This window comes from Streptomyces sp. NPDC088252, from assembly GCF_044740965.1.
Taxonomy (GTDB): Bacteria; Actinomycetota; Actinomycetes; order Streptomycetales; family Streptomycetaceae; genus Streptomyces.
Genome location: NZ_JBIURS010000016.1, coordinates 71,807 through 85,683, shown reverse-complemented (window position 1 = coordinate 85,683; position 13,877 = coordinate 71,807). Strand labels below are relative to the sequence as shown.

Genomic DNA, 13,877 nt, shown 5'->3' with positions numbered 1-13,877 from the left:
ACCTCACCCCGTTCCACAAGCAGGACACACAGCCGGCCCTTACGCAGCGTCAAGATCACGAGATCAACCGTGAGCAGCACGGGAGGCGGTCCGCCGCAGGTCAGAACGTTCCTAATCACCTCCGGACCGACGGACGAACATTTGGAAAGCGTGTTGGGGGCAACCCCTCACGAGTTCGAATCTCGTATCCTCCGCCGTTGCTCTCACCGGGCAATACGTCGAAGGGCCCCCGGATGGCGTCCGCGAGCTTCTGCGCCCCGTCCTTCAGCATGGCGTCGGGCACATGCAGGTACCGCGCGCACATCCGGGCCGACGTGCCTGCCTCCCAGCCCATGATCTGGTCGATCACACGGTCCGGGACGCCGAGCAGCATGAGGACGGTGGCGGCGGTGTGCCGTGCGTCGTGCAGGCGCCCGTCACGTACGCCCGCGTCATCGAGCAGCTTCTTCCAGTCGTGGCAATCCGTGTTCGGGCTGAGCGGCCCACCGAGCGGCTTCGTGAACACGTAGTCCGAATCGGTCCACAGGTTGCCGGCGGTTTTGCGCCCCCGGGCTTGGGCTTCCCTGCGCTTTCGCAGCATCACGACCAGGGGGCCCGGCAGGGGCACCGCACGACGGCCGGCGCGCGACTTGGTGTTCTTCGTCTCGCGCCGCACCTGCTTGCGCTCCGGGCAGTACCCGGCCTTCCGGCCGCACGGGTCTGCCCCCTTGCACCCGTGCTCGTACTTCGGGCGCAGTCGATTCCGGCGCAGCTTCAGGTACTCGTGATGCAAGTCAACGTCGGACCAACGCAGCCCCAGCGTCTCTCCCTGTCGCAGTCCGAGCGATAGCCCCACTATCCGGGACCTCTTGCGTTTCAGGGGCGTGTCGGATGATGGGGGGCAACGGTTGGCGTTCGCAGGCCGTTTCAGGGGTACGCCCGTCGGCTGGGCGTAGGGGGGAGCAGGTGGTGTCGCAGGGGCGGGATCGGTCCTTTCTCGACAGCAACGGCTGGACGGTGATGCGGCTCGTCGCGGCTGTGTGGGGAGCTGCCAGTAGCAGCAGTGCGGCGTGGGTGCGTGTGGTGTGGCTGGTGATCAGCGCTGGTGCCGCCTGGGACCTGGTGCGGGATCTGGTCAGGCGACGTCGGCATCTCGGGGCCGGGGTCGCCGACGTCCGTGACTGACATCGCGGACAACCGCAGGAAGGGAGAGGGCTGCAACACCACCGCACCGGACGGGAAGTAGCGCCATCCCTCGGACACTCGTTGTCCTGGTCATTGTCCAGTGCACTAACGATCACCGTCGTACGCGAACCCCGTCCGACCTGCCCAGTGAACGCGCACGTACCTCTCCGTACGGTCGCGCGCACAGTTGAAAAGCGTGTTGGAGGCAACCCCTCACGAGTTCGAATCTCGTATCCTCCGCCATTGCTGTCACCGGGCGCGGACCAGGCCGCCACGGCAGGGCTCATCGCAACCTGTCCGATCACCGAGCTGGAGTTCTTCTACAGCGCCCGCTCCGCCGCAGGCCGTACACGCGGCATCGACGACATGCGGCTGTTGTTCGGCTGGCCGCCCGTCGATGACCGCGCTTACGACCGCGCCTGGCAGGTTCAGGAGCTGCTCACCCGGCGCGGTCAGCACCGCAGTGCGGGAGCTGTGGACCTCGTCGTTGCCGCCACCGCAGAACTCCAGGGTCTGACCCTCCTGCACCGCGACCACGACTTCGAATGCATCGCCGCCGTCACCGGTCAAGCCATGCAGTGGTACGGCCCGGAGGCCGGTAAGTGAAAGAGCGCCCGGTCTCGATTCCGGTCTCATTCGCAGGCGTGCAACACAGTTCACCGAGCCTGTAGCCACTGGCTCCGCCGCAGGTCCGCCACCGCCGTGGTCGGGTCGCCCGGGTTGAGATTCCCCGGGCGACCCGGCCTTTGAGCTCGAGTTTTCGTGACGGTCCGCCGCTGCGGCGTCGGTGGACCGTTTCCCGGGCGTCCTACGCGTCGGAGAGCAGCGGGTCGTAAGGGGTCGAGCGCCGACGGCCCGACATGAAGGACAGGAAGTCGTTCACGAAAGCGCTGCGGGAGTAACTCGCGTCGGCGTCGGCCACCGTGCGTTTGAATCCGGTCCGGAACAGGGCCCGGTACTCGTCCGCGTCGATGAACCGGTTGCCGTCCGCGTCGGTGACTTCGAAGAGCACCTCGGCGACCCTGATCAGCGCGGGCCCGGCGAGTGAGGGGACAGCGGCGGTGTACTCCTCCTTGCTGATGCGGCCGTCGCCGTCGATGTCGAGGGCCGCCTGGAGCTCCCTCCACCACTCGGCGTACGCGTTGTAGAGCCTGGTCTCTTCCGGTTCGTCCAGATCGAGACGGGTGGACAACTCCCTTGCCATGGCGGCGAGATCGGGCCAGTCCAGGTAGCCGTCGCCGGTCTGGTCCAGCACCGCGGTGAAGAATTCGTCGGCGCTCCGCTGTCCCCCGGTTCCCTCGTCGGGACCGTGCTGCGCGGGAAAGGGCGTGACCAGCCGGAACAAGGCGCCGGCCTGCTTCATCCGGCCACGCAGCGCGGCGAGCGTCGCGGCCTGGGGGGTGTCGCTGTCCGGGGACGAGTAGAGGAAGCCCGTGAGGGTCTCGGTCCGGCGCCAGTCGGCCGGCAGCAGGCGTGCCAGTCCGGCGGCCAGGTAGAGGCTTTGCATGAGCGTCCGGGCGCCGGGAACCTCCGGCAGTCCCGCCCGTCGACGGAAGGGCTCGGGGAGGGACGCCACGGTGATCGTTCCCAGGACCGGGCCCGCGATCGCGCGGCCCGCCGCCCATACGGTGGGCAGGCCGTCCAGCAGGGGCGGCGCGGGAAGATGGTCGAAGAGCTTGTAGAGGATGATGCGCAGCGCCTCCGTGTTCTCCAGTTCCTCCTCGACCATGTGGTCGTAGTACGGCCAGAACTCCTGCAACGTGGACGGCAGATGGCCGGCCACGTCCCCCAGGGCCGCGAGGAATGCCTGGTACTCGGCGTAGAGTTGTTCCATGGTGATCCGGTCGAGCGGTTGCCCGCTCAGCCGGCACATGGTGACGGAGCTCTCGAAGAGCGTCGCGACCACCCAGGCGCGGACCTGCGGGTCCATCGCGTCGTAGGGCCGGTCCTGTGCGTCGGTGCCGCTCAGCCGCGTGTGCATGCGGTTGAGCCGTGCCGCCTCCTTCTGCCGCTGGTGGTCGTCGGCGCCGAACATGCGCTGCAGGCTGACGAGGGTGTTGCGCAGCCGTCGCCACGGGTGCGCCACGAACGTCGAGTTGTCGATCAGGGCCGCGCCGATCTGCGGGTGGGCGGCCTCCAGCACCGTGGCCCTGACCACGGCCAGTGCCCAGCGCGGGTCGTCGAAGAACCGGTGGAACTGCGAGTGGGGACCGAACATGGATCCGAGCTGTGCGTCGGGGGTCGGAGGTGCGGGATCGCCGTGGTGGTCGGTGGCTCCTGGACGAGGGTGGCCGGGGTGGCCGCTGCCGGTGTCCTTCACGGGTGAGGTTCTCCGTTCGCGTGCGGCGTCACGCCGCCGAAGCGGCGATCGCGTTGCTGGTAGGCGTGCAGACACTCCAAGAAGTGCGGTGCGCGGAAGTCGGGCCAGAGCACCGGTGGGAAGGTCCACTCGGCATAGGCGACCTGCCAGAGCATGAAATTGGAGATCCGCTGTTCACCGGACGTCCGGATGACGAGGTCCACATCGGGTGTGTCGGAGAAGGGCAGGTGAGCGGCGAAGTGCCGCTCGTCGACGGCATCGGCCGGCACTCCGCTGCGGATGAGGGAACGTGCCGCTTCGACGATGTCCCTGCGTCCGCCGTGATCGAACGCCACGGTCAGCGTCATGCCTCGGTTCGGGGCGGTCAGCGTCATGAGGTCGTCGAAGTCCCGGGCGAGCGGGGCGGGGATCCTCGGGTCCGCCACCCCGAGGAACCGGCAGCGGATGCCGCGCGCGTGCAGCAGTGGGGCGTGTTTGCGCACCACGCGGCGCACCAGTCGCATGAGGAAGTCGACCTCGCTGCTCGGGCGCCGCCAGTTCTCGGTGGAGAACGCGTACAGGCTCAGCCACTCCACCCCGGCCGCCCGCGCCGTCTCGATGATGTCGATCACCGTTGTCTCCGCTGCCCGGTGACCCGACGTGCGCGGCAGGGACCGCCGTGCCGCCCACCGGCCGTTCCCGTCCATCACGCACGCGACGTGGCGCGGAACGCCCCTGTGCCGGTCCTCACCGGCCGGGCGGCGCGGATCGGCACGGGCCGACGACGAGGGAGGAGTGCCGCCGAATCCTTCAACTGCCATACGTATCCACCGGCTGCCGCACCGCAGTCCCCCTCCGCCTCGCACCCGTCCGCGGGTGCCGCACCCCCTGGCCCCACGTGACCGCCGCGGCGCCACTCAGCAGAGTGCCGGTACCCGGCCCCGCACACCTCACAATCTCCGCATATTCACCTGTAGTACGTCAGTCCGCTTTAACGACCTCATGGCCGGCGCCCCGACCGGGTCGCCAGGGCGGCCCACCCCGAGGCCGCCGGTCCGGCCGCCTGGGCGTCGGGTCCTGATACCCGGCCGACACAATTCCGCGCGGTACCGGATGCACGGCCCTGATCGGCCGGATGCGGTCCTCTCACAGGCTGGGCCGCGTACACGGTTCCTCGTGTGTGCCGGGTTGTGAGAGGTGGTCGTCGGTGGAGGTTCGTTGGACACGCGCTGCTGCGCCGGAGGGGAAGGAGCACGCAGGCCGGGGCCGTCGGGGCGCGGTGTGGGCCTCGGCCGCGGTGCTCGGGGTGGTCGGCGCCGGCGGCTGGCTGGGGTTCACCGGCGGCGACCGGGACAACGGCTCCGCGTCGGCCCCACAGGCGGCGGCCGTGGCGGCGCGGATGGATCTGCCGTGGCCGCGGGAGGGGCAGACGAGCATCGAGGTGGAGGGCGTCGGCAGCCTGGGCAGCAGGGGCGGGTGGGAACCGGTGCCGATCGCGAGCGTCACCAAGGTGATGACCGCGTACGTGATCCTCAAGGAGCACCCGCTCAAGGGCGGGGCGAAGGGGCCGGGTATCACGGTCGACGCGGCAGCCGCGCAGGAGGCCCACTCGCTCAGCGAGTCCAGCGCCCCGGTCCGCGAGGGGCAGCGGCTCACCCAGCGCGAACTCCTGGAGCTGTTGCTGCTTCCGTCCGGCAACAACGTGGCACGGCTGCTGGCCCGTTGGGACGCGGGAAGTCAGGACGCCTTCGTCGTGAAGATGAACCGCGCCGCCGCCGGACTGGGGATGACCCGGACCACGTACACCGGGGCCAGCGGTCTTGAGACCACCACCAGGAGCACCGCCGACGACCAGCTCAAGCTCGCCCGCCGGGCCATGCGGGAGCCGGTGCTGCGTGCGATCGTCGCGATGCGGGAGACGACCGTTCCCGGAGTGCCCGGCACGATCACGAACTCCAACCGGCTGCTCGACAGACCCGGGGTGATCGGGCTCAAGACCGGGTCGGGCACCGCCGCGGGCGGCAATCTCATGTGGGCCGCCGAGGTGCGGTCCGGCACGGCACGGCGTCTCGTGCTCGGTGTCGTGCTGGGGCAGCGCGCCGACACCACGCCCGCCGAGGGCCTCCGGGCCGCGCTGGAGAACAGCGGCCGGCTGATCGACGCCCTTCAGAAGGACCTCCCGGCCGCGCTCGCCGGTCGCGACGGCAAGCCGGTGCGGGCATGACCGCGCTGGTCGAGCGCCCGGCTCGCGGGACAGGGGCCGGACCGGGAACCGCTCCGGGCGCCAGGGGCCCCTGGCGGCGCGGCCGGCTGCTCGCCGCAGCCGCCGTACTGTCCACGCTGGTCATGGCCGGGCACACCTGGTTGCCGAACGGGTTCGGCAACCTCGGCAGCCTCCTGGAGACGTTCCTGCCCTGGATCGGGGTGAGTGTGCCCGTGCTGCTGGCGTCGGCGGCGGTACGGCGGTCGGCGACCGCCGGTGTCGCGGCGCTGCTTCCGGCCGTCGTCTGGTGTTCCCTGTTCGGCGGCCTGCTCATCGACAAGCGGTCCGACGGCCAGGATCTGACCGTGGTCAGCCACAACGTCAACGACGAGAACCCCGACCCGGTCCGGACCGCGCGCGAACTGGCCTCCTCCGGTGCCGGGTTGCTCGCCCTGGAGGAGCTGAGCGCGCGCACGGCACCCGTGTACGAGCGCGCCCTGGCCGACACGTATCCGTACCACTCGGTGCAGGGCACGGTCGGGCTGTGGAGCACGTATCCGCTGCGGGATGCGGAGCCGGTCGCGATCATGCCGTGGACCCGTGCCCTGCGGGCGACGGCCGAGACGCCCAAGGGGCCCGTCGCCGTCTATGCCGCCCACCTCGCTTCGGTACGGGTGCTCCCGGGCGCGGGCTTCACCACGGCGGGACGCGACGAGGCGGCCGCGCGGCTCGCCGACGCCGTACGTGCCGAACGGCTGCCCCGGGTGGTGGTCGTGGGCGACTTCAACGGCACGACCGACGACCGCGCGCTGCAAACGGTGACCTCTCGGCTACGGTCGGCCCAGGAGGAGGCCGGTGACGGCTTCGGCTTCAGCTGGCCCGCTTCGTTCCCGGTGGCCCGGATCGACCAGATCCTGGTGAAGGGCGTCACCCCGGTCTCGTCCGGGACCCTGCCGTCCACCGGGAGCGACCACCTGCCGGTCACGGCCGGTCTGCGCCTGTGAGAAGCGCGGGCGACGGCGGCCTCCTCGCCCAGCAGGACGCTCTTTGGGTGTCCGGTACCGGTCTACCCTCGGGTGACGTGATGCAACAGCACGACCGTGACGCGGCAGGACCGTACGACGGCGGCCCCACCGGTCCCGCCCCGGCCTCCGCGCCCTTCTCCGCGCCCGGGTCCACCCCGGCCTCCGCGCCCGACTCCGTCCACGTACTGCTGGTCGAGGACGACGAAGCGATCCGCAGGTCCGTCGGGATGGTGCTGGAGCGCTACGGCTATCGGGTCTCGGTGGCGTCCGACGGCCTGACGGGCCTTGAGATGTTCCGGGAGGAACAGCACGACCTGCTGCTCCTCGACATCATGCTGCCGCACCTCGACGGCATCGGACTGTGCCGCCGGATCCGTGAGACGAGTCAGGCACCGATCCTGATGATGTCCGCCCGTGGCGCCTCGCCCGACGTGGTGGCGGGCCTGGAGGCGGGCGCCGACGACTACATCGTCAAACCGGTCGACACCACCGTGCTGCTGGCGCGGATCCGCACCCTGCTGCGCCGGGCCACCTTCACCCGGCCCCCCACGACGGGCAACCGCCCGGCCGACGACGGCCTGCTCGCCTTCCGCGACCTCAGCGTCGACACCCGGGGCCTGGAGGTGCGCGTCGACGGCCGGCCGCTCGCGCTCACCCCGACCGAGCTGCGCCTGCTCCTGGAATTCGTGGCCGCGCCGGGCATCGCCCTGCAACGGCAGACGCTCCTGCGCAAGGTGTGGGACTACGGCTGGGACGGAGACAGCCGGGTGGTGGACCTGGCCGTGCAGCGTCTGCGCAAGAAGATCGGCGCCGGTCACATCGAGACCGTCCGCGGTTTCGGCTACAAGTTCCGGCGCTGAGATGCGACAGACGATCGGCCCCGGCGCCCGGACCGACCGCGCAGCCCCCGAGGACGGTCCCGGCCACGGGCTGCGGCGCCTCATCGACCCCAGATCCCTCCGCTGGAAGATCGCCTTCGGGGTCGCGGCAGCGGCCTGTGCCATGGCGCTGGGCATCGGGATCCTCGTTCACCGGACCACCGAAGCCCGCGACATGCACGTCGGCCGCGGCGACGCGATGCGCGCGCTGGAGTCGGCCGAAGCCGAGTTCCGGGGCACGCAGCCCGCGCGGCCGTCCCCGTCGGGGGTTCCCGGCTATCTGGTCGGCGACAACGTACCGGATGAATTGCGGGACCGGCTCCGCTCCGAGCCCGCGCCCGTGACCTGGTACGACAACCGGAAGCCGGCTCAGGGGCCGCGGATGTGGGCGGCGGGCCACGTCGACGGCACCGTGCTGGCCATCTGGGTGGACATGGGCAGCGAGCTGCGCAGCCTCCAGGCCCTGGACCGGCACATGAGATACGCGGCCCTCGCCACGCTCGCCGTCGTCGTCCCCCTCACCCTCCTCGCCGTCGAACTGGTGCTCCGCCGTCTGCGGCGCGTCGCCCGGACCGCCCGCCGCATCAAACGCGGTGATCTGGACGCCAGGACCCGGAGCCGCGGCCACGACGAGATCGGCGAAATCTCCTCCGCCGTCGACCTCATGGCGGACGCCCTGCAGGACCGGCTGCGCGACGAACAGCGCTTCACCGCCGATGTCGCCCACGAACTGCGCACCCCGCTGACCGGCCTCGTCACCTCCGCTTCCCTCCTCCCGGAGAGCGAGGCCACCGAACTGGTCCGCGACCGTGTCCAGGTGCTGCGCGCCCTCGTGGACGACCTCCTGGAGATCTCCCGCCTGGACGCGGGGGCGGAGGAGGCCGACGCCCAGCCGGTGCCGCTCGGTGAGCTGGTGGCGGAATCCGTACGACGCACGGGACTGGAGACCCGGGTCACGGTGAGCGGCAGCCCGGTCGCCGAGACCGATCCGCGCCGCCTCGACCGCATCGTCACCAACCTGGTCCTCAACGCCCACCGCCACGGGGCGACACCGGTCGAGGTGACCGTCGGCGAAACGACCGTCGTCGTACGCGACCACGGCCCCGGCTTCCCCCCGGACGTCCTCGCCCACGGACCCCAGCGCTTTCGCACCGGAGCCGCCGAGCGGGGCCACGGTCACGGCCTCGGCCTCACCATCGCCCTCGGCCAGGCCCACGTCATCGGCGCCCGCCTCACTCTGGCCAACGCCGCGGCCGGCGGAGCCGTGGCCACGCTGGAACTGCCCGGCCGCGGCCCGCGTTCCGGCGCCCGCGTCTGATCAGGAGCGACCGCGCGGGGCGGGGGTCCGCGGGGTCCGCGGGGTCCGCGGGGGTCCCTCCCCGCCCTCCCACTACAACCTTCCGACGCCGTCAGAAGTCTGTTCGGTCGTTCAGTTCTGCCCTCTGGCCTGCACGAACGGCCTGCACCAACGGCCTGCACCAACGGCTTGCACAAAGGGCCTGTGCGGGGTCGGCCGGGCAGAGCTCCCTCCGACCGCAAAGGAACGCTCACCCATGCATGCACGGCACCTCCTGCGCACCGCGGCCGCCTCATTGACCCTCGCCGTCACCATGCTCGCCGCCGGTGGCGCCGAAGCGGTCGGCGCGGACGGCACCCCGTCCGGCTGGGAGGTCTCCCTCTCCGGGGACAGCCCCGCCGGATCGCTGATGTCGGTCTCCTCCGTCGGCGACGATCTGGCCTGGGCCGTCGGCAGGAAGGAACAGCACGGCGTCATCATGCGCTGGGACGGGCAGAAGTGGAGCAAGGACACTGCCCCCGGGCTTCCCGACGTCTGGCAGTGGTCGTCGGTCAGCGCCGTGTCCGCCGATGACGTCTGGGCCTACGGCACGATCAACAGGGATCAGGCACTGGTGCACTACGACGGCGAACGCTGGACCAGCGTTCCCACCGCCGGTCCCGCCGACGACTCCTGGCCCGAGGTCCCGATCGAGGCCGTCCCCGGACGGCTGTTCAAGGGCGGCAACGCCCTGTACACGTACGCCGACGGCGCATGGCAGACCTTCACGCTGCCGCGCCTGGTCGACATCCGGGACATCGACGCCCTGTCGGCGGACAACGCCTACGCGACCGGGATGCAGTACCCCGTCGACGGCGGCCACCCGGTGACCTACCACTGGGACGGGACGACCTGGACCCTGATGGACGAGCCTCCCGTGCGTACCGGCACGGACACCGCCGAGATCACCGCCGACGCCCCCGACAGCGTCTACGTGGCCGGCTGGGCCGACGGCATCCACGGCGGCCCGCCCGTCCCGAGCGTCGCGCACTGGGACGGCACCACCTGGAAGGACGTCACCGGATCGCTCGCCGACCTCTACGTCCACGCGATCGCCTCCGACGGCCGCGGCGGTCTGTGGGTCACCGGGAACGACCAGACCGAACCGGCCTCCGCCGGGCCGGTCTTCTGGCACTACGACGGCACCGCCTGGACCAAGGAATCCGGAGCCGACGCACCCGACGGCGACACCCGGTGGCCGTCCTACACCTTCTACGACCTGGCACCGGTCGGCAGCTCCGGCGCCTTCTGGGCCGTCGGCGACTACTCCACGCCCATGGACAAGAACGGCGACCAGACGGTCAACGGCCTGATCGAGAAGTCCAGGACGCTCCCCCTGCCGACGGCCCGGGGCTGAAGCGCCGCCGGAGGGTCCGAGAAACACACTCCTCGTATGTCACTGCCATGCCATACGCTGCCCGACAGCAGCCGCGCCCCGCAGGTCGCCGCACATCCGCGGTCACGTCCGGATGCTGCGCGGCGCTCTCAACTCCCGGTCATCCACCGGGTTTCCTCGTGGGGGTAACAACACTGTGCGCACGCGCAGCACTTCGACCGCGACAGCGCTCGCGGTCCTCTTCAGCTCGGCGGTACTGAGCGTCACCGCGGCCGGATCCGCCTCGGCCGCCTCCGCCACCGTCGTCTCGCCCGGCGGCATCGTCGTGGACGGGGCCCTCAAGCGGGTCTTCGTCGGCGACCGGTCGGCCGGAAAGATCCTGGCCGCCGACTACAGCGGCGCCCTCGTCGGCTCGGTGAGCGGCGTCGGCGCGGTCTCCGACCTGGCGGTGTCCGACGACGGCGCCACCCTGTACGCGGCCGCGGAGAACAGCCACGAGATCGTGGCCCTCGACGCGGCCACCCTCGGCGTCAAGACCCGCTACGCCGTCGCCACCGACACGGGCCCGCGTCACATCGCCTTCGCGGGCGGCAGGGTCTGGTTCACGTACGGCGACCAGTGGGCCGGCGACCTGGGCTCGGTCGACCCCGCGGTCGATCCGGCGAGCGGAGCCGACGCGGTGACGCTCGGGCAGTTCTCGTCCAAGGTCTGGGGGCCGGCGCTCCTCGACACCGACCCGTCCTCGCCCGGTCTGCTGGCCGTCGGCGAGACCGGCCTGTCCACGGACTCGATGGCCGTCCTCGACGTCTCCGGCGACGCACCGCAGCAACTCGCCTGGCACCACGGCGACTACACGCTGAACAGCGGCATCGGGGACATCGACCTCGTGCCCGGCACCTCGCGGGTGCTGGTCGACGGCGCTCAGCGGAACGCGTACGCGGACGGGAGGTTCACCGCCGCCGGTGCCTACCCCTCCGGTCAGCGCGCCGACATCGCGGCGAACGGGCTGGTCGCCCAGATCGACGGCACCAAGGTGGCCGTCTACCGGCCCGACGCCACCAAGCCGCTCCGTACGTACACCGCCGGCACGTTCGGCACGGCCGACCTGGCCTGGGCCCCGGACTCCTCGCGGGTCTTCGCCCTCGTGGGAACGAGCGGCGGCTACACCCTCAAGGCGCTCACCAACCCGACGCTGAACGTCCCGAGCCTGACGGTGAACGCCCCGTCGACCGCCACCCGCGGCAAGAAGCTCACCGTGACGGGGAAGCTGTCGGCGACGGTGGCCCTGCCGAGCGGCGTCTCGCTCCAGGTCACCCGTACCGATGTGGAGAGCCCCAAGGGCAAGGCGCTGCCCTCCGTCAAGGTGAGGGCGGACGGCTCGTACTCCTTCACCGACACCCCGCCGGCCGGCGGCACGGTCACGTACAAGGTCGCCTACGCGGGCGACGCCCAGCACACGGCGGTCAGCGCGTCCGACAAGGTGTCGGTCCCCCGGACGAAGCCGACGCTGACCCTGAACAAGAACCGCAACATCTACAACTACGGCACCGACGTCTCCTTCACGGCGCACCTCGGCTCGACCTACAAGAACCGCACGGTCGAGATATGGGCGAACCCCTTCGGCAGCGACAAGCCCAACAAGCTGCTGAAGACCGGGAAGGTCAACTCCAGCGGCAACATCTCCGCGACCGTGCGCATGACGCGCGACACGGACGTCACCGCGGTCTTCAAGGGGGACGCCCGCACCGCTCCGAAGACGGTGAAGTCCACGGCGTACGCCAGGGTCAAGATCTCCACCGCCGTCTCCAAGCACTACAGGACGGGCAAGATCGGTTCGACGCCGTACTACTGGTTCCACAAGAGCACCGACCCGGTGCTCACGACGACCATGACCTCCTACAAGGGCCGTAAGCAGCGCTTCGACCTGCAGGTCCACTCGGGCGGAAAGTGGTACTCGGCCGACTCCGAGTACTTCCCCCTGGGCACGGACGGGAAGTGCGCGGTACGCCTGGAGGCGCCGGGACAGTCCGGGATCAAGGCACGCATGCGGTCGACGTACGTGAACGGGTCGTCCGGCGACACCGTCAACTCGACGACGTACGGGCCCTGGAAGTACCTGTACTTCTCCAAGTAGGCCGTGCAGGGCGTGGGAGGGGTGGCGGTCCGGTCGCAGAGGCGGCCGAGCCGCGCCGCCGAGCCGCGCCGCCGGGCAGTTCTGCCGAGCGTCGCGTCTGTCGAGCGTCGTGCCGGCCCGGGAGACATACAGGAGCCCCCGGGGGGAAGCACCGGGGGCCGCACATGCAGTCCCCGGTAGTCCTTCTCGGTTTCACGAGTTCCAACCGTCGCTGAAGACTCGGAGATCGAGCGGATCCGCCGGGGGCCTGGCCAGAGCCGACGAGTTCGTCACGTCATCGGTGAACGTCTTCGCCGATGGTGCGGCTCGCTCTGGTTTTCTGGTGTATTAGTGATTTTCCTCCCCGTTTGTCGTGAGTCAAGGGGTTTCCGGAGTTCTTTCTGACCAATTCCGTGATCGAACGCGATACGCGTACGCGTGATCACACAGGGCGTCCGACGACCCCGCCCGTGCGGGAGGTGCAGACGACTGCACCCCAGAGAGGGGAGCGGGCTTCCTTCTCTCCCTCTCCGAGCGCTTCTAGCGTCGTTGGAATGACGACTGCAGCACTGCGGGCCGTACCGCAGGAAGCCCGATTCCGTGGACTGTTCACCTATTTGACGATCGCCTGCCTGGGCATGTGGGTGGCGATGTCCCCCCTGCTGCTCGGGGGGTTCCGACGTACCGACGGCAGGACCGAGCCCGGCATTCAGGAACAGCTGTGCATAGCGGGGGCCATGATGGCTCCGGCCCTCGCCGCGATCGTGGTGGTGCGCTGGGTGGAGCGCCGTGACGGCCGGTTGCTCGACGCGCTCGCCCTGCGCATGCCGAGGCCGTGGTCCCATGCGGTGCGCTGGATGCTGGCGGCCGTGGCGGTCCCCGCGGGCCTCACCGCCGTCGCGCTGGCCATCGGAACGGCAGCGGGCGTCTATCCCTTCGGTGGCGTGAACTGGGGCGACACGACTGCCTGGGCGGGAACGGCGCTGGTGCAGATGCTGGTGTCCCTCCCGCTGTTCTTCGGTGAGGAACTGGGCTGGCAGGGCTATCTGCTCCCCCGGCTCGCGTACGGAAAGGGCCGCGCGCGTCCGGTGCGGGCCTACCTGGGCACGGGGGCCGCCTTCGCGCTGTGGCACCTGCCGACCCTGCTGATGGGCGGGCAGTATCCGGGGCGGCCCTGGTACGTCTCCGTGCCCGCCATGGTGATCAGCTGCAGCCTCGCTCTGCCGGTCTTCAGCTGGCTGCGGCTGGCCTCGGGATCGGTGATCCCGGCGGTCATCGGCCACGCCTTCGTCAGCACGGCCAGTGTGAGCATGGTCAAGCACTTCGCGGAGCCGGACGCCCCGTTGAACCCGCTGCAGATGAGTCTCGCGGGGTGGCCGGGCTGGATCGCCATGGGCGCCCTGGTGGCCTTCCTCGCCCTTACGGGAAGGCTCGCCCTTCCCGCGCCCCGATCCGCGGAGGGCGAGAAGGCCGGGACGACGGAGCCGGGGAGCCCGGACCGGACTCCTGACCGTACGCCCTGA

The 13,877-nt window shown here is 70.5% G+C and carries 11 protein-coding genes, 1 tRNA gene and 1 pseudogene; 10 read left to right on the top strand and 3 right to left on the bottom strand.

Translation table 11 applies throughout. The features are described 5' to 3' along the window. Positions 1-81 precede the first annotated feature (81 nt). Positions 82-194: transfer RNA gene (locus ACIOHC_RS28570), tRNA-OTHER, on the top strand. 29 nt (positions 195-223) lie between these two features. On the opposite strand, the pseudogene ACIOHC_RS28565 reads toward ACIOHC_RS28570, so the two are convergent. Further along, positions 224-856: pseudogene (locus ACIOHC_RS28565) on the bottom strand (tyrosine-type recombinase/integrase); the annotation flags it as partial. Between the two features lie 92 nt (positions 857-948). Here ACIOHC_RS28565 and ACIOHC_RS28560 point away from each other — a divergent pair. Continuing rightward, entirely contained in the window at positions 949-1,164 is a 216-nt protein-coding gene (locus ACIOHC_RS28560) for a hypothetical protein (RefSeq protein WP_351086406.1), read from the top strand. Between the two features lie 243 nt (positions 1,165-1,407). After that, positions 1,408-1,770 carry a PIN domain nuclease gene (locus ACIOHC_RS28555; RefSeq protein ID WP_401844525.1) on the top strand — a complete coding sequence of 121 codons (363 nt, stop codon included), beginning with the start codon at positions 1,408-1,410 and terminating at the stop codon, positions 1,768-1,770. A 202-nt stretch (positions 1,771-1,972) separates the two neighbouring features. On the opposite strand, the gene ACIOHC_RS28550 is transcribed toward ACIOHC_RS28555, so the two are convergent. Continuing rightward, positions 1,973-3,382: an oxygenase MpaB family protein gene (locus ACIOHC_RS28550; RefSeq protein WP_351086412.1), complete on the bottom strand. Its 1,410-nt coding sequence runs from the start codon at positions 3,380-3,382 to the stop codon at positions 1,973-1,975. Positions 3,383-3,480: 98 nt separating this feature from the next. Continuing rightward, positions 3,481-4,284 carry a polyprenyl diphosphate synthase gene (gene uppS, locus ACIOHC_RS28545; RefSeq protein WP_401844524.1) on the bottom strand — a complete coding sequence of 268 codons (804 nt, stop codon included), beginning with the start codon at positions 4,282-4,284 and terminating at the stop codon, positions 3,481-3,483. Between the two features lie 386 nt (positions 4,285-4,670). On the opposite strand from uppS, the gene ACIOHC_RS28540 reads away from it, so the two are divergent. From ACIOHC_RS28540 to ACIOHC_RS28510, 7 genes are all read left to right on the top strand, one after another. Beyond that, entirely contained in the window at positions 4,671-5,687 is a 1,017-nt protein-coding gene (locus ACIOHC_RS28540) for a D-alanyl-D-alanine carboxypeptidase family protein (protein WP_401844522.1), read from the top strand. Then, positions 5,684-6,670 carry an endonuclease/exonuclease/phosphatase family protein gene (locus ACIOHC_RS28535; protein WP_365688494.1) on the top strand — a complete coding sequence of 329 codons (987 nt, stop codon included), beginning with the start codon at positions 5,684-5,686 and terminating at the stop codon, positions 6,668-6,670. The genes ACIOHC_RS28540 and ACIOHC_RS28535 overlap by 4 nt, the downstream gene beginning before the upstream one ends. Positions 6,671-6,750: 80 nt before the next feature. After that, positions 6,751-7,551 (top strand): two-component system response regulator CseB, encoded by an 801-nt coding sequence (gene cseB, locus ACIOHC_RS28530; RefSeq protein WP_389638028.1) that lies wholly within the window; start codon positions 6,751-6,753, stop codon positions 7,549-7,551. 1 nt (position 7,552) lies between these two features. Next, positions 7,553-8,887 (top strand): ATP-binding protein, encoded by a 1,335-nt coding sequence (locus ACIOHC_RS28525; RefSeq protein WP_401844518.1) that lies wholly within the window; start codon positions 7,553-7,555, stop codon positions 8,885-8,887. A 235-nt stretch (positions 8,888-9,122) separates the two neighbouring features. Further along, on the top strand, positions 9,123-10,262 hold the full coding sequence (locus ACIOHC_RS28520; RefSeq protein WP_401844516.1) for a hypothetical protein: 1,140 nt from the start codon (positions 9,123-9,125) through the stop codon (positions 10,260-10,262). Between the two features lie 175 nt (positions 10,263-10,437). Continuing rightward, positions 10,438-12,375 carry a YncE family protein gene (locus ACIOHC_RS28515; RefSeq protein WP_401844515.1) on the top strand — a complete coding sequence of 646 codons (1,938 nt, stop codon included), beginning with the start codon at positions 10,438-10,440 and terminating at the stop codon, positions 12,373-12,375. 533 nt (positions 12,376-12,908) lie between these two features. Beyond that, a complete protein-coding gene (locus ACIOHC_RS28510; protein WP_351081636.1) occupies positions 12,909-13,877 on the top strand; it encodes a CPBP family intramembrane glutamic endopeptidase in 969 nt (322 codons plus the stop codon).